This is a genomic window from Rhodanobacter sp. UC4437_H4 (genome assembly GCF_052978425.1).
This window is the reverse complement of the sequence record NZ_CM129673.1, coordinates 1,208,594-1,228,253: the sequence shown is the minus strand read 5'-3', so window position 1 is coordinate 1,228,253 and position 19,660 is coordinate 1,208,594. Positions and strand designations below refer to the sequence as shown.

The window sequence follows — 19,660 nt, the reverse complement described above, 5'->3', positions numbered from 1 at the left end:
AGTTCTGTGAAATGGCACTAATCAACCACAAGCCGACCTCGCCGGGTCGCCGCGACGCAGTCAGCGTCCGCACGGAAGGCCTGTACAAGGGCGCGCCCTACGCTCCTTTGACCGAGGCGCAATCCCGTACCGGCGGCCGCAACCATCATGGCCGGATCACCACGCGTCATCGTGGCGGCGGTCACAAGCAGCATTACCGCATCATCGACTTCAAGCGTGACAAGGAAGGCATCGCCGCCCGCGTCGAGCGCATCGAATACGATCCCAACCGCACCGCGCACATCGCGCTGCTGTGCTACGCCGATGGCGAGCGTCGCTACATCATCGCGCCCAAGGGCGTGCAGGTGGACGATCGCCTGGTGTCGGGTCGCGAGGCGCCGATCAAGGCCGGCAACTGCCTGCAGCTGCGCAACATCCCGATGGGCAGCACGATCCACTGCGTGGAGCTGCGTCCCGGCAAGGGCGCGCAGATCGCCCGCAGCGCCGGCGCCTCGGTGCAGCTGGTTGCCCGCGAGTCCGGTTACGCCACGTTGCGCCTTCGCTCCGGCGAGATGCGTCGCGTCTCGGTCGATTGCCGCGCCACCATCGGCGAAGTCGGCAACGGCGAGCACAGCCTGAAGAAGCTGGGCAAGGCCGGCGCCAAGCGCTGGGTAGGCATTCGCCCGACCGTCCGCGGCGTGGTGATGAACCCGGTCGACCACCCGCACGGTGGCGGCGAAGGCAAGACCTCCGGCGGTCGTCATCCGGTCAGCCCGTGGGGCACGCCGGCCAAGGGCTACAAGACCCGCAACAACAAGCGCACGCAGCACTTCATCGTGCGTCGTCGTACCAAGTAACAGGAAGCCGACATGCCTCGCTCTTTGAAGAAAGGTCCCTTCGTCGACCTTCACCTCGCGAAGAAGGTGGAAGCTGCGGTTTCCGCCAACAACAAGCGCCCGATCAAGACCTGGTCGCGCCGCTCGATGATCCTGCCGGAAATGGTCGGCTTGACCATCGCCATCCACAACGGCCGTCAGCACGTGCCCGTCCTGATCAACGAGAACATGGTCGGGCACAAGCTCGGCGAGTTCGCGGTGACCCGCACGTTCAAAGGCCATGTCGGCGACAAGAAGGGCAAGTGATGAGCACTGAAGCCAAAGCGATCCTGCGCGGCGCCCGCATTTCGGCGCAAAAGGCACGCCTGGTGGCCGACCTCGTCCGCGGGCTTCCCGTGGGCCGGGCCAGCGACGTGCTCACCTATACCAACAAGAAGGCTGCGCACCTGGTTCGCAAGGTGCTGCTGTCGGCCGTCGCCAACGCCGAGAACAATCTCGGTGCCGACGTCGACGAGCTGAAGGTGTCCAGCATCTTCGTCGACGAAGGTCCGGCGATGAAGCGCATGTACGCCCGCGCCAAGGGCCGCGGTTCGCGCATCCTGAAACGTACCAGCCACATCACTGTGGTTGTCGGCAACTGACTGAGGATATAGACGATGGGTCATAAAGTTCATCCCACCGGTATCCGCCTCGGCATTGCCAAGGACTGGAACGCGAAGTGGTTCGCCAACAAGGGCGATTACGCCAAGTATCTCGTGGCCGACATCAAGGTCCGCGACATGCTGAAGAAGAAGCTGGCCGCCGCCGGCATCTCGAAGATCCAGATCGAGCGCCCGGCCAAGACCGCGCGCGTGACGATCCACACTGCCCGCCCGGGCGTGGTGATCGGCAAGAAGGGCGAGGACATCGAGAAGCTGCGCAAGGAAGTCAGCGACATGATGGGCGTCCCGACGCACATCAACGTCAACGAGGTGCGCAAGCCCGAGCTGGACGCGCAGCTGGTGGCAGAGTCCATCGCGCAGCAGCTGGAGCGCCGCATCATGTTCCGCCGCGCGATGAAGCGCTCGGTCGGCAACGCGATGCGCCTGGGCGCCCTGGGCATCAAGATCAACGTCTCCGGCCGCCTGAACGGCGCCGAGATCGCCCGCTCCGAGTGGAGCCGCGAGGGCCGCGTGCCGCTGCATACGCTGCGCGCCGACATCGACTACGGTTTCGCCGAGGCGAGCACCACCTACGGCATCATCGGCATCAAGGTCTGGGTGTACAAGGGCGAGATCTTCGATCTGGCCGCTGCCAGCCAGGAGTCGAAGGACGAACCGTCGCCGTCGCGCCGTGAAGGTGGCGAAGGCCGTCGTAATGATTCGCGTCGCGAGGCCGGTGAAGGCCGTCGCGAGCGGTCTGCGAAGTAAGGGAGAGTTGCCATGTTGCAACCCAAGCGAACCAAGTACCGCAAGCAGTTCAAAGGCCGCAACGACGGTCTGGCCCAGTGCTCCAACCTCGTCAGCTTCGGCGAGTACGGCCTGAAGGCGACCACGCATGGTGCGCTCACCGCGCGCCAGATCGAGGCGGCTCGTCGTTGCATCACCCGCTTTGTCAAGCGTGGCGGCAAACTGTGGATCCGCGTGTTCCCGGACAAGCCGATCACCAAGAAGCCGATCGAAGTGCGCATGGGCGCGGGCAAGGGCGGCGTCGAGTTCTGGGTCGCCCCGATCCAGCCCGGCCGCATGCTGTATGAAATCGAGGGCGTCGACGAGACGACGGCACGCGAGGCGTTCCGCCTGGCCGCCGCCAAGCTCTCGGTGCAGACCCAGTTTGTGACACGGGCGGTGATGTGATGGCCAGCAAAGATATCAACAACCAGTCGGCCGACGAGCTGAACCAGCATCTGCTGGACCTGCGCAAGGAGCAGTTCAACCTGCGCATGCAGAAAGGCTCCGGCCAGCTCACCCAGCCGCACCAGCTTCGCCGCGTTCGGCGTGACATCGCCCGCACGAAATTCGTGCTCGGCAGCAAGAAGTAAGGGACGGCCGAGATGAGCGAGAACCAGAAGAAGGCACGCACCCTCGAGGGTCGCGTCACCAGCAACAAGATGGACAAGACGGTCACCGTCCTGGTCGAGCGCCAGGAGCAGCATTGGCTGCTGGGCAAGACCATTCGTCGGTCGACCAAGCTGCATGCGCAGGACGACCTGGGCGCGAACGAGGGTGACCTCGTGCGTATCGCCGAGTGCCGTCCGTTGTCCAAGACCAAACATCACCGCGTGGTTGAAATCATCACGCGCGCCAACGTCTAAAGGGAGGGTGCAGCCATGATCCAGATGCAAAGCACGCTTTCCGCAGCGGACAACAGCGGCGCCAAGGAAGTGATGTGCATCAAGGTGCTCGGCGGCTCCAAGCGCCGTTACGCCTCGATCGGTGACGTGATCAAGGTCACCGTGAAGGATGCCATTCCCCGCGGCAAGGTGAAGAAGGGCGAGGTGTACAACGCCGTGGTGGTGCGTACTGCCAAGGGCGTGCGCCGTCCCGACGGCTCGCTGATCCGTTTCGACGGCAATGCGGCTGTCCTCCTCAACAACAAGCTCGAGCCGATCGGTACCCGTATCTTCGGGCCGGTTACCCGCGAGCTGCGCAACGAGAAGTTCATGAAGATCGTCTCGCTCGCGCCCGAAGTGCTCTGAAGCGGAGTCAAGACAATGAACCGTATCCGCAAGGGTGATCAGGTCCTGGTGATCACCGGCAAGAACAAGGGTCAGCGCGGCGACGTGCTGCGTGTTGCAGGCGATCGCGTATTCGTCTCCAACGTGAATCTGGTCAAGCGTCACACCAAGCCGAACCCGCAGGCCAACCAGGCTGGCGGTATCGTCGAGCGTGAAGCCTCGATCCATCTCTCCAATGTGCAGCTGTTCAACCCCGCCACGAACAAGGGTGAACGCGTCGGTTCCAAAACGCTCGCTGATGGGCGCAAGGTCCGCGTGTTCCGTTCGAATGGCGAGGTCGTGGACGCGTAAGGAACACGATCATGACGCGCCTTGAAAAATTCTACAAAGACCAGGTAATCGGCAAGCTCACCGAGCAGTTCGGCTACCAGAACGTGATGCAGGTTCCCCGCATCACCAAGATCACGCTGAACATGGGCGTGGGCGAAGCGGCGGGCAACAAGAAAGTGCTCGAGAACGCCGTGGCCGACATGGCCAAGATCGCCGGCCAGAAGCCGATCACCACGAAGGCCCGCGTTTCGGTGGCTTCGTTCAAGATCCGCGACGGCTGGCCGATCGGCTGCAAGGTCACGTTGCGCCGTGCGCAGATGTGGGAGTTCCTCGATCGCCTGATCAACATCTCGCTGCCGCGCGTGCGCGACTTCCGCGGTGTTTCGGCCAAGGCGTTCGACGGTCGCGGCAACTACAACTTCGGCATCAAGGAACAGATCATCTTCCCCGAGATCGATTTCGACCAGGTGGATGCTCTGCGCGGCATGGATATCTCCATCACCACGACGGCGCGAACCGACAACGAGGCGAAGGCCCTGTTGACGGCCTTCAGCTTCCCGTTCCGGAACTGAGCGGTCATCCTTGACGAACCCGGCCGTCCGCGGCCGGACTCTTTGAAAGAGCAGCGATAAATTATGGCCAAGAAATCAATGGTGAACCGCGACGTCAAGCGGGCCAAGCTGATCCAGAAGTACGCCGCCAAGCGCGCCGAACTGAAAGCGATCGTGCTCAACCCGACGGCTTCGTACGACGAGAAGATGGAAGCGCAGGCGAGCCTGCAGAAGCTTCCGCGCGATGCCAGCCCGGTTCGCGTGCGGACGCGTTGCGCCCTGACCGGTCGTCCGCGCGCCGTCTACGCGAAGTTCGGCCTGGGTCGCAACAAGCTGCGCGAAGCCACCATGCGCGGCGACGTGCCGGGCCTGCGCAAGGCCAGCTGGTAATTCACAACCTGCAGGATCGGCGCGTCGGCTGTTCCGGCGCACCGATCCGACCGGCGGCACCGCATGCCACCGGTGGATGCGACTAACGCATCCGATGTTCGCCAAAACCCGAAATTGCTGTTATAGTCGGCGGTCTGCGCAACGCAGGCTGGCTTCTTTGCCGGCTCACAATCTGATTGATTTCCGGTTTTATCGGATATCGGTGCACTCTGAAGGATGTTTTCATGAGCATGACTGATCCCATCGCCGATCTGTTCACGCGCGTCCGCAATGCCCAGGCCACGGGCAAGCCGGTCGTGCGTATGCCGTCGTCGAAACTGAAGGTGGCCATCGCCGACCTTCTCAAGAACGAGGGCTACATCCTCGACGCCAAGACTTCCGTCGAGGAAGGCAAGCCGGTGCTCGAGATCAAGCTCAAGTATTTCGACGGTCAGCCCGCCATCGAGAACATTTCCCGTGTCAGCCGTTCCGGCTTGCGCGTTTACCGCGGCAAGGACGAGCTGCCGAAGGTCCTCGGCGGCCTGGGCATTTCGATCATCTCGACTTCCGCTGGTCTGTTGACCGATGCGCAGGCCCGTGCCAAGGGCCTGGGCGGCGAAGTCATCGGCCAAGTGGCATAAGGAGTCTTTCAATGTCACGTGTAGCCAAACAACCCATTTCACTGCCGAAGGGCGTCGAGCTGACGATCGCCGGAGGCAACATTTCGGTGAAGGGCCCGAAGGGCACCTTGTCCGTGCATCAGCTGCCGGGCGTCACGGTCGCCGTCGACGGCGGCGTGGCGAATGTCACGCTGGGCGAAGGCGTGGACGACAAGTTCGGCGGTACGGCGCGTGCGCTGATCGCCAACATGGTCACCGGCGTCTCGCAGGGTTACGAGCGCAAGCTTGAGCTGGTCGGCGTCGGTTATCGCGCCGCCATGCAGGGCAAGGCGCTGAGCCTCAGCCTGGGCTTCTCCCACCCGGTGGTGTTCGACGCGCCCGAGGGCATCAGCATCGAAACGCCGACCCAGACCGAAGTGCTGATCAAGGGCACCGACAAGCAGGTCGTCGGCCAGGTCGCAGCCAAGATTCGCGGCTTCCGCCCACCCGAACCCTACAAGGGCAAGGGCGTGCGCTATGCCGGCGAGAAGATCACCCTGAAGGAAGCCAAGAAGGCGTAAATGCGCTGTCCCTGCGCGTAGAGACCGGTCATCCATGGCCGGACTTTTCACAAAGAGCAGATGACAGCCATCCGAGCCGATCCGCTTTCGAGGAATTGAGAGATGAACAAGAACGAAAATCGCCTGCGCCGCGCCAAGTCCACCCGCAGCCACATCCGCAAGCTGGGCGTGGCCCGCCTGTCGGTGCATCGCACCGGGCAGCATCTTTATGCGCAGGTGTTCGACGCCTCCGGCAAGAACGTGGTAGCGGCTGCCTCCACCGTGCAAAAGTCGGTCGCCGAAGGCCTGAAGGGCACCAAGAACCTGGCTGCTGCGGCGGCCGTGGGCAAGGCTGTGGCCGAGCGCGCGAAGGCTGCCGGTGTGGAGTCGGTGGCGTTCGACCGCTCCGGTTTCCGCTATCACGGCCGCATCAAGGCGCTTGCCGAGGCGGCGCGCGAGGCGGGCTTGAAGTTCTGAGGCGCCGGGATGCGGGACGCGGGATTCGGGATTCGAAAGAGCCCGCTTCCGCGAGTCGCCAATCCGGTTGCTGATCCTGGCAGCACATACAACTACAAGCGGCCAAGCCGCAAGCAAAAGTCCCGGATGGTCCGGGCACACGGAATAGAACATGTCTTCTAACGATCGCGAAAATTCGGACGGCCTGCTCGAGAAGCTGATTGCCGTCAACCGGGTGGCCAAGACCGTCAAGGGTGGCCGCCAGATGAGCTTCACCGCACTGACCGTGGTCGGTGACGGCGAGGGCAAGGTCGGCTTCGGCTATGGCAAGGCGCGTGAAGTGCCGGTGGCCATTTCCAAGGCGATGGAGCGTGCCCGCCGCCAGATGGTCAACATCGAACTGAACAACGGCACCCTGTGGTACGCCATCAAGGCGAACCATGGTGCGGCCCGCGTGTACATGCAGCCGGCTTCCGAAGGTACCGGCGTGATCGCCGGCGGCGCCATGCGTGCGGTGCTGGAAGTGGTCGGCGTCAAGAACGTGCTGGCCAAGGCCGTCGGTTCGCGCAATCCGATCAACCTGGTGCGCGCCACCATCAAGGGCCTGCAGGCGGTTGCCTCGCCCAAGAAGATCGCCGCCAAGCGGGGCAAGAGTCTGGAAGAGGTGCTGGGCAATGGCTAAGAAGAACGAATCCGCTGCCACCGTGCGCGTGCGCCTGGTCAAGGGCCTGCGCGGCGTGCAGGCGCGCCATCGCCTCAGCGTCAAGGCGCTGGGTCTGGGCAAGGTCAACGACGTGCGCGAGCTGAAGGACAGCCCGCAGGTGCGTGGGCTGATCAACACGGTCTACTACCTGGTCCGGGTCGAGGAGTAATCATCATGCGTCTGAATGACATCAAGCCGGCCGCCGGTTCCCGCAAGACCCGCCTGCGCGTGGGTCGCGGCATCGGTTCGGGCCTGGGCAAGACGGCCGGTCGCGGCCACAAGGGTCAGCATGCCCGCGCGGGTGGCACCCACAAGTTCGGTTTCGAAGGCGGCCAAATGCCGCTGAACCGCCGGTTGCCGAAGGTCGGCTTCCGCTCGAAGCTGAAGGCGCAGAGCCAGGAAGTCTTCCTGTATCAGCTGGCCAACCTCAAGGGCGACGTGATCGACGTGGTCGCGCTGCATCAGGCTGGCCTGATCGACAGCCGCGCCAAGAAGGTCAAGGTAGTGCTGAAGGGCGAGATCGGTCGCGCGGTGAAGCTGTCCGGTCTGCTGGCCACGGCGGGCGCGAAGGCGGCCATCGAGGCGGCCGGCGGAAGCGTGGAGTAAGACGGTGGCCGTAGCCAAGGGCAACGCACTGGGCAAACTCGGCAAGCTGACGGAGCTTCGTCAGCGCATCCTGTTCGTGGTGGGTGCGTTGATGGTGTTCCGTCTCGGCTCGTTCATTCCGGTTCCGGGCGTCAACCCGGAGGCGATGACGAACCTGGTCAACGGCAACGGTCTGATGGACATGTTCAACATGTTCTCGGGCGGCGCGCTGGAGCGGTTCTCGGTCTTCGCGCTCGGCGTGATTCCGTACATCTCGGCGTCGATCGTGTTCCAGATGATGGGCGCGGTGGTGCCGAGCCTGCAGGCCCTGCGCAAGGAAGGCGAGGCCGGCAAGCGCAAGATGACGGCGTACACCCGTTATGCCACGGTGCTGCTGGCGGCGTTCCAGTCCTTCGGCATTGCGGTTGCCTTGCAGGGCCAGGTGGCCGCGGGCGGCGCGCCGGTGGTGTACACGCCGGGCTTCGGCTTCGTGTTCTCGTCCGTGGTCGGCCTGACCGCCGGCACCATGTTCCTGATGTGGCTGGGCGAACAGATGACCGAGCGCGGCATCGGCAACGGCATCTCGCTGCTGATCTTCGCCGGCATCGTGGCCGGCTTGCCCGGCGCGGTGGTGCACACGCTGGGCATGGCCAACAACGGTGAGCTGTCGCTGCTCATGCTGCTGGTGGTGTTCGGGCTGGTGCTGGCCGTGACCGCCTTCGTGGTGTTCGTGGAGCGCGCCCAGCGGCGCATCACGGTGAACTACGCACGACGTTCGGGCGGACAGAAGGCCTACCAGAACCAGAGCTCCAGCCTGCCGCTGAAGATCAACATGTCGGGCGTGATTCCGCCGATCTTTGCGTCGAGCTTGCTGATGTTCCCGGCCACCGCGGTGAGCTGGTTCAGCACGGGTCATTCGTCGCGTTGGGTGCAGGATCTGACGCAGTCGCTGAGTCCGGGCAACCCGTTGTATGAAATCACCTTTTCGGTACTGGTGATCGGTTTTGCATTCTTCTACACCGCGATCGTGTTCAACGCGGAAGAGACGGCGGACAACCTGAAGCGCTCCGGCGCCCTGATTCCCGGCATTCGTCCGGGCAAGGCCACGGGCAGCTACATCGACGCGGTGATGACACGCCTGACGGCGGTCGGCGCGATCTACCTGGTGCTGGTCTGCCTGGTGCCGTCGTTCATGCAGCAGGCGTGGCACGTACCGTTCTATTTCGGCGGCACCTCGCTGCTGATCGTGGTGGTGGTGGTGATGGATTTCACGGCGCAGATCCAGGCGCATCTGGTCAGTCATCAGTACGAAAGTTTGCTCAAGAAAGCCAACCTCCGTCGCAGTTGACGCGGCGAGGGACGCTCCAGGTCGGAGAGTTGCGGTGCCTTGGCGCCGCAGGGCTTTCCTGTTCGGGTAATTCAGGTTAAAATTGCGCGTTTACCGCGCACGAAACGCATTCGGAGAGAGTACTCATGGCGCGCATTGCGGGTGTCAATTTGCCGGTTCAGAAACACGTCTGGGTCGGTCTGCAGAGCATTTATGGTATCGGCCGCAGCCGCGCCAAGCAGGTTTGCGTGGACGCGGGCGTGGTCCCGACCACCCAGATCAAGTCGCTGAGCGAAGGCGAAGTGGAAAAGATTCGCCTGGAGATCGCCAAGTACACCGTCGAAGGCGATCTGCGCCGCGAGGTGGGCATGGCGATCAAGCGGCTGATGGACCTTGGCTGCTACCGCGGCCTGCGTCATCGTCGCGGCCTGCCGGTTCGCGGGCAGCGTACCCGTACCAATGCGCGTACCCGCAAGGGTCCGCGTCGCGCAATCAAGAAGTGATTGCCTGCGGATTTGTGCGGTCACCGATGACCGCGAAGATCAAAAAAGCGGCCATCCGTGGCCGCACTCATCGAGAAGAGCCTTCAAACCATGGCTAAGCCGGTCAAGACCAAGAAGAAGATCAAGCGCGTTGTCACGGATGCCGTGGCCCACGTGCAGGCCTCCTTCAACAACACCATCGTTACCATCACCGATCGCCAGGGCAATGCCCTGTCGTGGGCGACCGCCGGCGGTGCCGGTTTCCGCGGCTCGCGCAAGTCCACCCCGTTCGCTGCACAGGTCGCCGCCGAGAAGGCCGGCCGCGCCGCGGGCGACTACGGCGTGAAGACGGTGGAAGTGCGCATCAAGGGTCCCGGCCCGGGCCGCGAGTCGGCGGTGCGTTCGCTGAATGCGCTGGGCTACAAGGTGCTCAACATCATCGACGTCACGCCGATCCCGCACAACGGCTGCCGTCCCCCCAAGAAGCGGCGTGTCTGAGGGCGGTCGTCTTCGATCGCGAGAATCAAGCACCGGCCGCGGCCGGACTATCTGAAAGAGAAGAAACATGGCCCGTTATCGTGGAGCTACCTGCAAACTCGCCCGGCGCGAAGGTGCGGATCTCAGCCTGAAGAGCCCGGCGCGTGCGCTGGATTCAAAGTGCAAACTGGAAAACAAGCCCGGCCAGCATGGCGCGAACAAGCGCATGCGCATGTCCGACTACGCCGTCCAGCTGCGTGAGAAGCAGAAGGTCAAGCGTATCTACGGCGTGCTCGAGCGCCAGTTCAGCAACTACTACACCAAGGCGACCACGCTCAAGGGCAATACCGGCGAGAACTTGCTGCGTCTGCTCGAGAGCCGCCTGGACAACGTCGTGTTCCGCATGGGCTTCGCGGTCACCCGCGCCCAGGCCCGCCAGCTGGTTGCCCACAAGGCGGTGCTGGTCAACGGCAAGAAGGTGAACATTCCTTCCTACCAGGTGCGCCCGGGCGACGCGATCGCGCTGACCGAGAAGGCGCGCAGCCAGCTGCGCGTGCAGGAAGCGGCCACCGTGTTCGACACCATGGACCTGCGCCCGGTCTGGGTCGAAGTGGATTCCAAGAAGTTCGAAGGCACGTTCAAGTCGGTGCCGGATCGCGGCGACCTGCCGTCCGACATCAATGAAGCATTGATCATCGAGCTTTACTCGAAGTAATTAACCGGAGCTCTGCATGGCAGTTTCGTCAACTAGTGTGCTGCGGCCACGTGGCCTCAGCGTCGAACAGCTCGGAGCCAACCGCGCCAAGGTGGTGGTCGAGCCGCTCGAGCGTGGCTTTGGCCATACCCTGGGCAACGCGCTGCGCCGCGTGCTGCTCTCCTCGATCCCCGGCAGCGCCATCGTCGAGGTGGAAATCGACGGCGTGCTGCACGAATACACCACGCTTGAAGGCCTGCAGGAGGACGTCATCGAAGTCCTGCTGAACCTCAAGGACGTGGCGATCCGGCAGCATTCGGGCGATGAAGTGACCCTGACCTTGTCCAAGAAGGGCAAGGGCGTGGTGACCGCCGGCGACATCGTGGTCGACCATACGGTGGAGATCGTCAACCCCGAGCATGTCCTGTGCCACCTGACCAAGGACATCGCGCTCAACATGCGCCTCAAGGTGCGTCGCGGCGTCGGCTACCAGCCGGCCAGCGCGCGCCAGCATCCTGACGACGAGGCGCGCCCGATCGGCCGCCTGCAGCTGGATGCCTCGTTCGCGCCCGTGTTGCGGGTGGCCTACGAGGTGGACGCCGCGCGTGTCGAGCAGCGCACCAACCTTGACAAGCTGGTGCTGGACATCGAGACCAACGGCACCATCGACGCCGAGGACGCGGTGCGCAAGGCCGCCGAGATCATCAACGACCAGCTGTCGGTGTTCGGTGACTTCTCGCGTCGCGAAAGTGCCACGGACAAGGCCGAGAAGAGCGGCTTCGAGCCGCTGCTGCTGCGTCCGATCGACGATCTGGAGCTGACCGTGCGTTCGGCGAACTGCCTGAAGGCCGAGAGCATCTATTACATCGGCGACCTGGTGCAGAAGACCGAGGTCGAGCTGTTGAAGACGCCGAACCTGGGCAAGAAGTCGCTGACCGAAATCAAGGATGTCCTGGGCGGGCGCAGCCTGTCCCTCGGCACCAAGCTGGAAAACTGGCCGCCGCCGGGGCTTTCGCACGGCATGCAGCTGGGCTAGGGCGATCCTCCTTGATCGCTGTTGTAGCCGGATATTGGCCAGGGTGTGTACAGCACCTTGGCCATGCAGCAGAAGCGGCCATCCATGGCCGCACTTTTCACAAGAGCCTGCTCCGATGGGGCTCACATAAAAGCGGGTAACCGCGGGGTGTCGGACACAAGCGCCGGCACTTCATAACAACAGACCTACAGAGAGTATTCCGTCATGCGCCACCAGAAATCCGGACGCAAGCTCAACCGCACCAGCAGCCACCGCGAAGCGATGTTCAAGAACATGGCCTCGTCGCTGTTCAAGCATGAGCTGATCCGCACCACCCTGCCGAAGGCGAAGGAACTTCGCCGCGTCGCCGAGCCGCTGATCACGATGGCCAAGACCGATGGCGTCGCCAATCGCCGCCTTGCGTTCTCGCGTCTGCGCGACAAGGAAGCGGTGGGCAAGCTGTTCGTCGAGCTGGGCCCGCGTTACAAGGAGCGTCCCGGCGGTTACCTGCGCATTCTCAAGTGCGGCTTCCGCGACGGCGACAACGCGCCGATGGCGTACGTCGAGCTGGTGGGGCGTCCGCAGGTCGAGTCCGTCGACGCGGAGTGAGATGCCGGCCGGACGACCTGACGGTCGCCTGCAGCGTCATGCAAACCCGGCCTGGTGCCGGGTTTTGCGTTTTCGGCCCGACGCCGGTCCGTCTTCGCGGTTGCTGCAGCATTGCGTGCTGACAGCGCTGCGCCGAACGGGTAATGTCATCGTTTCGCATCGCAGCAAAGCCCCTATGAACCCATTGCGCTGGTCGTACCGCTTCAGTTTCGCCGTCGGTTTCCTGGTGTGCGCCGCCCTCATGGGCTTCGCGCTGTATGCCGAATATGCCTGGGAAATGACGCCGTGCCCGCTGTGCATCTTCCAGCGCGTCGGCTTCATCGTGATGGGCGTGTTCTTTCTGCTTGGCGCCTTGCATGCGCCGCGCGGCGGGCTGCGCTGGATCTATGCCGCGGGCGTGTGGCTCGGTGCGGTGTTCGGCATCGTGGTGGCGGCGCGGCACCTGTGGATCCAGTCGCTGCCCGCCGACCAGATTCCGTCCTGCGGGCCGCCGCTCGATTACATGTTCAGCGCGTTCCCGTTTGCCAAGGTGTTGCGCATGGTGTTTACCGGTTCCGGCGAATGCGCGGCGGTCGAGCCGATCCTGGGCTTGCCGATGCCGGCGTGGACGCTGCTTTGGTTCGTGCTGCTCGCCGTGCTGACGGTGGTGGCGGTGCGCCGCCGGACGTCGCACGCATGAACAAGCTGCGGGATTCCGGCGTCGGCGTCGTGGCTGCTGATGTGGCTTGTGCCGGCACGGCGCCGTGGACGCCGGATTCCTGGCAGCGTCGTCCGGCCCTGCAGCAACCGAGCTACGACGACCCGGTCGAGCTGGCCAAGGCAGGTGCGCTCCTGGCCCGATTGCCGCCGCTGGTCACCTCGTGGGAGATCCTGGCGCTCAAGGAGGCGGTGGCCGAGGCGCAGGAAGGGAAGCGCTTCCTGTTGCAGGGTGGCGATTGCGCGGAGAGCTTCGCCGACTGCACCAGCCCGGTGATTTCCAACCGGCTGAAGGTGCTGCTGCAGATGAGCCTGGTGCTGGTGCACGGGCTGAAGAAGCCGGTGCTGCGGGTGGGGCGCTTTGCCGGGCAGTACGCCAAGCCGCGTTCGGCCGATAGCGAAACGCGCCACGGCGTGAGCCTGCCGAGTTTTCGCGGCGACGTGGTCAACAGCCAGGAGTTCACCGCCGCCGCGCGGCGTCCCGATCCGCAGCGGTTGATCCAGGCGCATGCGCATTCGGCGTTGACGATGAACTTCGTGCGCGCGTTGATAGACGGCGGTTTTGCCGACCTGCGCCATCCCGAATATTGGGACCTGGCCTGGGTCGAGCATTCGCCGCTGGCCGCCGAGTACCGGCAGATGGTCGCCGCGATCAGCGATTCGCTGCACTTCATGGAGACGCTGGCCGGCCCGATCGCCGGCTTCTCCAAGGTGGATTTCTTCACCTCGCACGAGGCGCTGCTGCTGCATTACGAACAGGCCCTGACTCGCCAGGTACCTCGCAATCCGGGCTGGTTCAACCTGTCCACGCATTTCCCGTGGATCGGCATGCGCACCGCTGCACTGGATGGCGCGCACGTGGAGTACTTCCGAGGCATCCGCAATCCGGTGGCGGTCAAGATCGGCCCCTCGGTGACTCCCGATCAACTGCTGCCGCTGATCGACGCACTCGATCCGCACGCCGAGCCGGGCCGGCTGACCCTGATCCACCGGATGGGCCAGGCGAAGATCGCCGATGCGCTGCCGCCGCTGCTGGACGCGGTGAAGCGCGAAGGTCGACGCGTGCTGTGGGTGGCGGACCCCATGCACGGCAACACCGAGAGCACCTCGAACGGCCACAAGACGCGCCGCTTCGACAACATCCGTGGCGAACTGGATCGAGCCTTCGACATCCACGCGGCGGCTGGCACGCGGCTGGGTGGCGTGCACCTGGAGCTGACCGGCGAAGACGTGACCGAGTGCATCGGCGGCGCGCGCGACCTCAAGGAGGGCGACCTGGATCGCGCCTACAAGTCGATGGTCGATCCGCGCCTGAACTACGAACAGTCGCTGGAGCTGGCGATGCTTATCGTGCGCAAGTCGACCGGCGGGGCGGGCTGATGCACTGCATGCTCAGCGCGGGGACGCCGCGGGCGGATCGCCCACGGTGGGCAGAAACTGCGGCGCTTGCCATGCCTTGGCGTGCTGCTCGAAACCGTAGGCGATCGAGATCAGCACCGGTTCGCTCCACTTCGCGCCGAACAGCACGATGCCGACCGGCAGGCCGTGGGCGAAGCCGGCGGGCACGGTGATCGACGGGTAGCCGGCCACGGCTGCCGGTTGCGAGGCGCCGCCCACGGTCGGATCACCGCTGACGATGTGATCGCCCAACACCGGGTCGGTGACGAAAGCCGGGCCCCACGACGGCGCCAGCAGCGCGTCCAACTGCTGCGATTGGAGCGCCGCGTCGATGCCTTCCGGCCCGGACAGGCGCTTGGCCGTGGCCAGCGCGTCCGCATAGGCCTTATCCGTGAGCGGCCCCTTCTGCTCGGCCTTTTCGAACAATTCCTGGCCGAACCACGGCAGTTCTTCGGCGGCATGCGCCTGGTTGAACGCGATCAGATCGGCCAGCGTATGCACCTTCAGTCCGCGGCGGTTGGCCAGATAGGCGTTGACGTCGTGCTTGAAGTCGTACAGCAGCACGGTGAATTCCCGGTCGCCGAGTTCGGCCAGGTGCGGCAGCGTGACCGGATCGACGACGATGGCGCCCTGCGCTTTCATCAATGCGATCGACTGCGCCAGCACGCGGTCGGCGTTCGGCTCGGCGCCGGCGAGCTGACGCACCACGCCGATGCGCTTGCCCCTGAGTCCGTTAGGGTCGAGGAACTTCGTGTAGTCAGTGGCGTGCCGGTCGGCCTCCAGGGTGGCCGGGTCGCGCGGGTCGCTGCCGGCGATCACACTGAGCAGGGTCGCAGCGTCGGCGACGCTGCGCGCCATCGGGCCGGCGGTGTCCTGGTTGTGACTGATCGGCACGATGCCGCGGCGGCTGACCAGGCCCAGGGTGGGCTTGATGCCGACGATGCCGTTCATTGCCGCGGGGCAGATGATCGAGCCGTCGGTTTCGGTGCCGATCGCCACCGTGGCGAGCCCGGCCGCCACCGCGACGGCGGAACCGGCGCTGGAACCGCAGGGATTGCGATCGAGCACGTACGGGTTCTTCGTCTGCCCGCCGCGCCCGCTCCAGCCGCTGCTGGCGTGACTGGAACGGAAGTTCGCCCATTCGCTCAGGTTGGTCTTGCCGAGGATCAGCGCACCGGCCTTGCGCAGCCGCTCGACCAGGCTGGCGTCGCGTGCGGCCGGTGCATCGATCAGTGCGAGCGAGCCGGCGGTGGTGAGGATGTGGTCGCCGGTCTCGATGTTGTCCTTGAGCAACACCGGGATGCCGTACAACGGGCCGTGGGATCTCGTGCGCTTGGCGTCGAGCGCGTCGGCCAGCGGCAGCACGTCGGGGTTCGTCTCGATCACTGCGCGCAGGGTGGGGCCGGAGCGATCGATCCGCTGGACGCGATCGAGCAACGCGCGGGCCAGCTGGCGGCTGTCCAGCGCGCCGGCATCCATGCGTTGCTGGAGTTGGTCGATCGACGCGTAGGCGACATCCGGCGACGTGGCTTCCGTGGCCAACGCGAGGCCCGGGAGCAAGGCGATGGTCAGTGCGGCGATACGGACGGCTGGACGGTTCACGGTAACCCCCGATTTCGGGACACGGCGTGTGGTCGCCCGGCCAGCTTAGCGCCGTTGCGGTTTGGGCGCTGCGGCCGTCAGCGTACAATCGTCGGATGATCACGAACCTCAGCCTGCGTCACGCCAAGCCGTTCGGTGTCGCCATGCTGTTTGCGGCCGCCCTCGGGTACGGCGCCGCCAGTTGCGCCGCCGACCGACTCCCGATTCCCGATACCTTGCAGCAGCGCATCGCCGCCTGCACCACCTGCCATGGGAAGCAGGGCGAGGGGCGTGCGGCCAGCGGATATTTCCCGCGCCTGGCCGGCAAGCCGGCGGCCTACCTGGCGCGGCAGCTGCAGGATTTCCAGGACGGTCTGCGCAAGTACGCTCCGATGGAATACACCGTGCGCGAGCTGACGCCGACGTACATGCAGGAAATCGCCGAGTACTTCGCCGCCCAGCGCGTACCGTTCGCACGCTCGCCGACGCCTGCCATGCCCGCCGCGGTGTTGCAGCTTGGTGCACAATTGCTGGACAAGGGCGATCCGTCGCGACGCATTCCCGCCTGCAGCAGCTGCCACGGCAGCCAGTTGACCGGCGTGGAACCGTCGACTCCCGGGCTGGTCGGTCTGCCTTACGACTATGTCAGCGCGCAACTGGGTTCATGGCGCACGCACACCCGCGCCACGGTGGCGCCGGACTGCATGGCCGAGGTGGCCAGCCGGTTGAGCGAGTCGGACATCAGCGCGGTCGCCGCCGCGCTGGCCAACCGTGAACTGCCGACCGATACCCATCCGCTGCCGGCCGGTTCGGTGAAACCGCCGCTGCATTGCGGGGTGCTGGATGCGGCGATCGAAGCGGCACCGCCGGCCACGACGGTCAACTGAAGCTGCGGACGCGTCAGCGCGCGCCATCGCCCCGGTACAACGCACCCAGTGCCAGCCACGGCTGCAGGTTCCAGTGTCCGCGAGCCTGGCCGGAGGGCGAAGGCAGCACGAACAAGCGCGTGGCGCCGAAGGTTTCCTCCTGCATGCCGTAGTCGAGCGCGCCACCCAGCACCGCGCGGGCGGCGTTCTTGCTGGTGAAGGCGAGCAGGCGCGGTCGGCAGCGCCGGATCTTGCGGCGCAGCGCGGCGGCGTCGAAGGCGTCGCGGGGCAGTGCGGCGTCGTTGCCGCTGTGGTGTTTGGCCAGGTCGGTGAGGCCGATGCCGAGCGGCAGCAGGTGCCTGAACTCGGTCGGCGCAAACAGGCGCGGAGTGAGCCCGGCGTCGAACAATGCGCGCCAGAACAGGTTGCCGGGATGCGCGTAGTAGGCTCCTTCGGCAGCCGAGCGCGCACTGGCGGCGGTGCCGCAGAACACCAGGCGCAATCCGGGTGCCAGCAGGTCGGGCAGGATGGTGTCAGGCCCGGCCGGCATGCTCATCGAGCAGGAAATCGGTGTACTGGAAGCGCCCGTCGCGCAGCACCGACTCGCCCCGGCGCAGCCGCAGCGGGTGGCGGAACAGCGGTCCGGCGTAGCTCAGCGTGTGGAACTCGCCGTGTTCGCCGCAGGGATCCACGCCGGCCGGCAGGGCGTCGAGCAGGCCCGCATCGTAGTCGCGGCCGCAGAAGCCGGCGTCCAGTTGCCCGGTGTCCACGCAGCACAGCACGGCGCGGTGGCCCTCGCCCACGAAGCGGCGCGACAACGCCGCCGTGTCCTCGCCCCACAGCGGGAACACCGCGCGCCAGTTCTCGCGGCCGAGCTGGCGCACGCGGTAGTCGCGCACGTCCTCCAGGAACAGGTCGCCGAACGCGCAGTGGCGGATGCCGGGCCAGCGCATGCGTGCCTCGACCAGCGCGCGGGCGTGGGCTTCCTCGTAGGCTTCGTTGCTGCCGGGCCAGTCCAGCAGGACTTCGACCAGCGGCAGGCCGAGCGCGGCGGTCTGCGCCAGCAGCACTTCGCGATGGACGCCGTGCATCGCCACGCGCTGATAGTTGCGGTTGAGCGTGGTCAGCAGGCCGACCACCTGCCAGGCCGGATCGGCCTGCAGCCGCTGCAGCGCCAGCAGGCAATCCTTGCCGCCGCTCCAGGCCAGCAGAATCGGGGTGGTCATGCGCGACTGGCTCCAGAGGGGCGGGAACGTCTCGCGCCGGAAGCGAGACGAAAACGGACCCATTTTGCAGTATCGGTGCGGCCGGGTCGATTTCCGCGCGCCGTTCATCGACAGCCTGCATGGCCAACGGCTATAAAGATGGCTTGTATCCTGGGGGTGTGCGGTGAGTGAAGAAATCCTGATCAACGTGACACCGCGTGAAACCCGGGTCGGCGTGGTCGAGAACGGCATGTTGCAGGAGGTGCACGTCGAACGGGCCTCGCGGCGCGGCTACGTCGGCAACATCTACAAGGGCCGCGTGCAGCGCGTGATGCCGGGCATGCAGGCGGCGTTTGTCGAGATCGGGCTGGAGCGCGCCGCGTTCCTGCATGCCTCGGACATCGTGCGCCCGGCGCTGTCGGCGGTCGAGGATGACGATGCCGGCAGCAACGGCAACGGCCACCTGCCCTCGATCAGCGAACTGGTGCACGAGGGCCAGGAGATCGTGGTGCAGGTGGTGAAGGACCCGATCAGCACCAAGGGCGCGCGGCTGTCGGCGCACCTGTCGATTCCCTCGCGCTACCTGGTGCTGCTGCCGCATTCGCGCACGCTGGGCATCTCGGCCCGCATCGAGGATGAAGTCGAGCGCCAGCGCCTGCGCGAGGTACTCGGCACGCTGATCGGTGCCGATGCAACCGATGGCAACCGCCTCGGCTACATCGTGCGCACCAATGCCGAGGGCCAGGGCGCGGAGTCGCTGGCTTTCGACGTGACCTACCTGGGCAAGGTGTGGCGCGTGGTGCAGGAGAACATCGCCAAGGCGCGCGTGGGCGAGCGGGTCTACGAGGAGCTGTCGCTGCCGCTGCGCAGCCTGCGCGACATGCTCAACGAGGACATCGAGAAGGTGCGCGTCGATTCGCGCGAGACCTTCGAGCGGGTGGCCCGGTTCGTGCACAAGTTCATGCCGCAGCTGGACGATCGCGTCGAGCACTACGATGGCGAGCGACCGATCTTCGACCTGTACGGCGTCGAGGACGAAATGCAGCGAGCGCTGAAGAAGGACGTGCCGCTGAAATCCGGCGGCTACCTGATCGTCGACCAGACCGAGGCGATGACCACCATCGACGTCAACACCGGCGCCTATCTCGGCACGCGCAACCTCGAGGAAACCGTCTACCGCACCAATCTGGAAGCCGCGCAGGCGGCGGCGCGCCAGCTGCGCCTGCGCAACCTGGGCGGCATCATCATCATCGACTTCATCGACATGACCGATGAGGAGCACAAGCGCCAGGTGCTGCGCATGCTCGGCAAGGGGCTGGCGCGCGACCATGCCAAGACCACGGTGTACCCGATGTCGGCGCTGGGCCTGGTCGAGATGACCCGCAAGCGCACCACCGAGAGCCTGGCCCGCCAGCTGTGCGAGCCTTGCCCGGCCTGCAACGGCCGCGGCGCGCTGAAGACCGCCGAGACGGTGACCTACGAGATCTTCCGCGAGATCACCCGTGCCGTGCGCCAGTTCAACGCGGAGAAACTGCTGGTGATGGCCAGCCCCTCCGTGGTGAACCGCATCCTGGAGGAGGAGTCCGCGGCGGTCGCCGAGCTGGAGGAGTTCATCTCCAAAAGCATACGCTTCCAGGCGGAAGAGCATTACTCGCAGGAACAGTTCGATGTGGTCTTGCTGTAAGT

30 protein-coding genes are annotated in these 19,660 nt (G+C 65.2%); 27 read left to right on the top strand and 3 right to left on the bottom strand.

Features of this window, described 5'->3' with window-relative positions; all coding sequences use genetic code 11:
• The first annotated feature begins 11 nt into the window (after positions 1-11).
• From rplB to ACVCL3_RS05715, 25 genes are all read left to right on the top strand, one after another.
• Positions 12-836 (top strand): 50S ribosomal protein L2, encoded by an 825-nt coding sequence (rplB, locus tag ACVCL3_RS05835; protein ID WP_395117268.1) that lies wholly within the window; start codon positions 12-14, stop codon positions 834-836.
• A 12-nt stretch (positions 837-848) separates the two neighbouring features.
• Positions 849-1,121, top strand: a complete 273-nt coding sequence (gene rpsS / locus ACVCL3_RS05830; RefSeq protein WP_108473256.1) for a 30S ribosomal protein S19 — start codon at positions 849-851, stop codon at positions 1,119-1,121.
• The gene (gene rplV / locus ACVCL3_RS05825; RefSeq protein ID WP_007082179.1) at positions 1,121-1,456 is read left to right on the top strand and encodes a 50S ribosomal protein L22; all 336 of its coding nucleotides are present in this window, start codon (positions 1,121-1,123) and stop codon (positions 1,454-1,456) included. The genes rpsS and rplV overlap by 1 nt, the downstream gene beginning before the upstream one ends.
• Before the next feature lie 15 nt (positions 1,457-1,471).
• Entirely contained in the window at positions 1,472-2,224 is a 753-nt protein-coding gene (gene rpsC, locus ACVCL3_RS05820; RefSeq protein ID WP_136259089.1) for a 30S ribosomal protein S3, read from the top strand.
• A 12-nt stretch (positions 2,225-2,236) separates the two neighbouring features.
• Complete coding sequence (gene rplP, locus ACVCL3_RS05815; protein WP_136259088.1) at positions 2,237-2,650, top strand: 50S ribosomal protein L16; 414 nt, start codon at positions 2,237-2,239, stop codon at positions 2,648-2,650.
• Positions 2,650-2,835 (top strand): 50S ribosomal protein L29, encoded by a 186-nt coding sequence (rpmC, locus tag ACVCL3_RS05810; protein ID WP_136259087.1) that lies wholly within the window; start codon positions 2,650-2,652, stop codon positions 2,833-2,835. The genes rplP and rpmC overlap by 1 nt, the downstream gene beginning before the upstream one ends.
• Before the next feature lie 12 nt (positions 2,836-2,847).
• Positions 2,848-3,108: a 30S ribosomal protein S17 gene (gene rpsQ / locus ACVCL3_RS05805; RefSeq protein WP_136259086.1), complete on the top strand. Its 261-nt coding sequence runs from the start codon at positions 2,848-2,850 to the stop codon at positions 3,106-3,108.
• A gap of 15 nt (positions 3,109-3,123) precedes the next feature.
• Positions 3,124-3,492 (top strand): 50S ribosomal protein L14, encoded by a 369-nt coding sequence (rplN, locus tag ACVCL3_RS05800; protein ID WP_395117270.1) that lies wholly within the window; start codon positions 3,124-3,126, stop codon positions 3,490-3,492.
• 15 nt (positions 3,493-3,507) lie between these two features.
• Entirely contained in the window at positions 3,508-3,822 is a 315-nt protein-coding gene (gene rplX, locus ACVCL3_RS05795) for a 50S ribosomal protein L24 (protein ID WP_136259084.1), read from the top strand.
• An 8-nt stretch (positions 3,823-3,830) separates the two neighbouring features.
• Complete coding sequence (gene rplE, locus ACVCL3_RS05790; RefSeq protein ID WP_395121356.1) at positions 3,831-4,373, top strand: 50S ribosomal protein L5; 543 nt, start codon at positions 3,831-3,833, stop codon at positions 4,371-4,373.
• A gap of 63 nt (positions 4,374-4,436) precedes the next feature.
• On the top strand, positions 4,437-4,742 hold the full coding sequence (gene rpsN, locus ACVCL3_RS05785) for a 30S ribosomal protein S14 (RefSeq protein ID WP_395117272.1): 306 nt from the start codon (positions 4,437-4,439) through the stop codon (positions 4,740-4,742).
• 224 nt (positions 4,743-4,966) lie between these two features.
• On the top strand, positions 4,967-5,362 hold the full coding sequence (gene rpsH / locus ACVCL3_RS05780) for a 30S ribosomal protein S8 (protein WP_395117275.1): 396 nt from the start codon (positions 4,967-4,969) through the stop codon (positions 5,360-5,362).
• 11 nt (positions 5,363-5,373) lie between these two features.
• On the top strand, positions 5,374-5,901 hold the full coding sequence (rplF, locus tag ACVCL3_RS05775; protein WP_447099333.1) for a 50S ribosomal protein L6: 528 nt from the start codon (positions 5,374-5,376) through the stop codon (positions 5,899-5,901).
• 102 nt (positions 5,902-6,003) lie between these two features.
• On the top strand, positions 6,004-6,357 hold the full coding sequence (rplR, locus tag ACVCL3_RS05770; protein WP_136259079.1) for a 50S ribosomal protein L18: 354 nt from the start codon (positions 6,004-6,006) through the stop codon (positions 6,355-6,357).
• 151 nt (positions 6,358-6,508) lie between these two features.
• Positions 6,509-7,018 (top strand): 30S ribosomal protein S5, encoded by a 510-nt coding sequence (rpsE, locus tag ACVCL3_RS05765; RefSeq protein ID WP_136259078.1) that lies wholly within the window; start codon positions 6,509-6,511, stop codon positions 7,016-7,018.
• On the top strand, positions 7,011-7,208 hold the full coding sequence (gene rpmD, locus ACVCL3_RS05760) for a 50S ribosomal protein L30 (RefSeq protein ID WP_136259077.1): 198 nt from the start codon (positions 7,011-7,013) through the stop codon (positions 7,206-7,208). The genes rpsE and rpmD overlap by 8 nt, the downstream gene beginning before the upstream one ends.
• Complete coding sequence (gene rplO / locus ACVCL3_RS05755; RefSeq protein ID WP_447099479.1) at positions 7,208-7,645, top strand: 50S ribosomal protein L15; 438 nt, start codon at positions 7,208-7,210, stop codon at positions 7,643-7,645. The genes rpmD and rplO overlap by 1 nt, the downstream gene beginning before the upstream one ends.
• Before the next feature lie 4 nt (positions 7,646-7,649).
• Positions 7,650-8,972 (top strand): preprotein translocase subunit SecY, encoded by a 1,323-nt coding sequence (gene secY / locus ACVCL3_RS05750; RefSeq protein WP_395117281.1) that lies wholly within the window; start codon positions 7,650-7,652, stop codon positions 8,970-8,972.
• Positions 8,973-9,097: 125 nt separating this feature from the next.
• Positions 9,098-9,454, top strand: a complete 357-nt coding sequence (rpsM, locus tag ACVCL3_RS05745) for a 30S ribosomal protein S13 (protein ID WP_136259074.1) — start codon at positions 9,098-9,100, stop codon at positions 9,452-9,454.
• Between the two features lie 90 nt (positions 9,455-9,544).
• Positions 9,545-9,931: a 30S ribosomal protein S11 gene (gene rpsK / locus ACVCL3_RS05740; RefSeq protein ID WP_007513384.1), complete on the top strand. Its 387-nt coding sequence runs from the start codon at positions 9,545-9,547 to the stop codon at positions 9,929-9,931.
• A gap of 67 nt (positions 9,932-9,998) precedes the next feature.
• On the top strand, positions 9,999-10,625 hold the full coding sequence (gene rpsD / locus ACVCL3_RS05735; RefSeq protein ID WP_136259073.1) for a 30S ribosomal protein S4: 627 nt from the start codon (positions 9,999-10,001) through the stop codon (positions 10,623-10,625).
• A 16-nt stretch (positions 10,626-10,641) separates the two neighbouring features.
• A complete protein-coding gene (locus ACVCL3_RS05730) occupies positions 10,642-11,640 on the top strand; it encodes a DNA-directed RNA polymerase subunit alpha (protein WP_395117283.1) in 999 nt (332 codons plus the stop codon).
• 204 nt (positions 11,641-11,844) lie between these two features.
• Complete coding sequence (gene rplQ / locus ACVCL3_RS05725) at positions 11,845-12,228, top strand: 50S ribosomal protein L17 (protein ID WP_395117285.1); 384 nt, start codon at positions 11,845-11,847, stop codon at positions 12,226-12,228.
• A 115-nt stretch (positions 12,229-12,343) separates the two neighbouring features.
• Entirely contained in the window at positions 12,344-12,907 is a 564-nt protein-coding gene (locus ACVCL3_RS05720) for a disulfide bond formation protein B (RefSeq protein ID WP_447100693.1), read from the top strand.
• The gene (locus ACVCL3_RS05715) at positions 12,904-14,304 is read left to right on the top strand and encodes a class II 3-deoxy-7-phosphoheptulonate synthase (RefSeq protein WP_447100692.1); all 1,401 of its coding nucleotides are present in this window, start codon (positions 12,904-12,906) and stop codon (positions 14,302-14,304) included. The genes ACVCL3_RS05720 and ACVCL3_RS05715 overlap by 4 nt, the downstream gene beginning before the upstream one ends.
• 12 nt (positions 14,305-14,316) lie before the next feature.
• Here the strand turns inward: ACVCL3_RS05715 and ACVCL3_RS05710 are convergent, their stop codons facing one another.
• Positions 14,317-15,924 (bottom strand): amidase, encoded by a 1,608-nt coding sequence (locus ACVCL3_RS05710; protein WP_447100691.1) that lies wholly within the window; start codon positions 15,922-15,924, stop codon positions 14,317-14,319.
• A 95-nt stretch (positions 15,925-16,019) separates the two neighbouring features.
• On the opposite strand from ACVCL3_RS05710, the gene ACVCL3_RS05705 reads away from it, so the two are divergent.
• Positions 16,020-16,790 (top strand): c-type cytochrome, encoded by a 771-nt coding sequence (locus ACVCL3_RS05705; protein ID WP_447100690.1) that lies wholly within the window; start codon positions 16,020-16,022, stop codon positions 16,788-16,790.
• 13 nt (positions 16,791-16,803) lie between these two features.
• Here the strand turns inward: ACVCL3_RS05705 and ACVCL3_RS05700 are convergent, their stop codons facing one another.
• Entirely contained in the window at positions 16,804-17,319 is a 516-nt protein-coding gene (locus ACVCL3_RS05700; RefSeq protein ID WP_447101571.1) for a mismatch-specific DNA-glycosylase, read from the bottom strand.
• Positions 17,303-17,995: a Dph6-related ATP pyrophosphatase gene (locus ACVCL3_RS05695; RefSeq protein WP_447100689.1), complete on the bottom strand. Its 693-nt coding sequence runs from the start codon at positions 17,993-17,995 to the stop codon at positions 17,303-17,305. Before ACVCL3_RS05695 ends, ACVCL3_RS05700 begins: the two co-directional genes overlap by 17 nt.
• Before the next feature lie 163 nt (positions 17,996-18,158).
• Between ACVCL3_RS05695 and rng the strand changes: the two genes are divergently transcribed.
• A complete protein-coding gene (rng, locus tag ACVCL3_RS05690; RefSeq protein ID WP_447099326.1) occupies positions 18,159-19,658 on the top strand; it encodes a ribonuclease G in 1,500 nt (499 codons plus the stop codon).
• Positions 19,659-19,660 lie beyond the last annotated feature (2 nt).

Bases quoted from the DNA above. Each gene is read 5' to 3' on its own strand.
- rplB (WP_395117268.1), top strand. From the start codon at position 12: ATGGCACTAATCAACCACAAGCCGACCTCGCCGGGTCGCCGCGACGCA.
- rpsS (WP_108473256.1), top strand. From the start codon at position 849: ATGCCTCGCTCTTTGAAGAAAGGTCCCTTCGTCGACCTTCACCTCGCG.
- rplV (WP_007082179.1), top strand. From the start codon at position 1,121: ATGAGCACTGAAGCCAAAGCGATCCTGCGCGGCGCCCGCATTTCGGCG.
- rpsC (WP_136259089.1), top strand. From the start codon at position 1,472: ATGGGTCATAAAGTTCATCCCACCGGTATCCGCCTCGGCATTGCCAAG.
- rplP (WP_136259088.1), top strand. From the start codon at position 2,237: ATGTTGCAACCCAAGCGAACCAAGTACCGCAAGCAGTTCAAAGGCCGC.
- rpmC (WP_136259087.1), top strand. From the start codon at position 2,650: ATGGCCAGCAAAGATATCAACAACCAGTCGGCCGACGAGCTGAACCAG.
- rpsQ (WP_136259086.1), top strand. From the start codon at position 2,848: ATGAGCGAGAACCAGAAGAAGGCACGCACCCTCGAGGGTCGCGTCACC.
- rplN (WP_395117270.1), top strand. From the start codon at position 3,124: ATGATCCAGATGCAAAGCACGCTTTCCGCAGCGGACAACAGCGGCGCC.
- rplX (WP_136259084.1), top strand. From the start codon at position 3,508: ATGAACCGTATCCGCAAGGGTGATCAGGTCCTGGTGATCACCGGCAAG.
- rpsN (WP_395117272.1), top strand. From the start codon at position 4,437: ATGGCCAAGAAATCAATGGTGAACCGCGACGTCAAGCGGGCCAAGCTG.
- rpsH (WP_395117275.1), top strand. From the start codon at position 4,967: ATGAGCATGACTGATCCCATCGCCGATCTGTTCACGCGCGTCCGCAAT.
- rplF (WP_447099333.1), top strand. From the start codon at position 5,374: ATGTCACGTGTAGCCAAACAACCCATTTCACTGCCGAAGGGCGTCGAG.
- rplR (WP_136259079.1), top strand. From the start codon at position 6,004: ATGAACAAGAACGAAAATCGCCTGCGCCGCGCCAAGTCCACCCGCAGC.
- rpsE (WP_136259078.1), top strand. From the start codon at position 6,509: ATGTCTTCTAACGATCGCGAAAATTCGGACGGCCTGCTCGAGAAGCTG.
- rpmD (WP_136259077.1), top strand. From the start codon at position 7,011: ATGGCTAAGAAGAACGAATCCGCTGCCACCGTGCGCGTGCGCCTGGTC.
- rpsM (WP_136259074.1), top strand. From the start codon at position 9,098: ATGGCGCGCATTGCGGGTGTCAATTTGCCGGTTCAGAAACACGTCTGG.
- rpsK (WP_007513384.1), top strand. From the start codon at position 9,545: ATGGCTAAGCCGGTCAAGACCAAGAAGAAGATCAAGCGCGTTGTCACG.
- rpsD (WP_136259073.1), top strand. From the start codon at position 9,999: ATGGCCCGTTATCGTGGAGCTACCTGCAAACTCGCCCGGCGCGAAGGT.
- ACVCL3_RS05730 (WP_395117283.1), top strand. From the start codon at position 10,642: ATGGCAGTTTCGTCAACTAGTGTGCTGCGGCCACGTGGCCTCAGCGTC.
- rplQ (WP_395117285.1), top strand. From the start codon at position 11,845: ATGCGCCACCAGAAATCCGGACGCAAGCTCAACCGCACCAGCAGCCAC.
- ACVCL3_RS05715 (WP_447100692.1), top strand. From the start codon at position 12,904: ATGAACAAGCTGCGGGATTCCGGCGTCGGCGTCGTGGCTGCTGATGTG.
- ACVCL3_RS05705 (WP_447100690.1), top strand. From the start codon at position 16,020: ATGATCACGAACCTCAGCCTGCGTCACGCCAAGCCGTTCGGTGTCGCC.
- ACVCL3_RS05700 (WP_447101571.1), bottom strand. From the start codon at position 17,319: ATGCCGGCCGGGCCTGACACCATCCTGCCCGACCTGCTGGCACCCGGA.
- ACVCL3_RS05695 (WP_447100689.1), bottom strand. From the start codon at position 17,995: ATGACCACCCCGATTCTGCTGGCCTGGAGCGGCGGCAAGGATTGCCTG.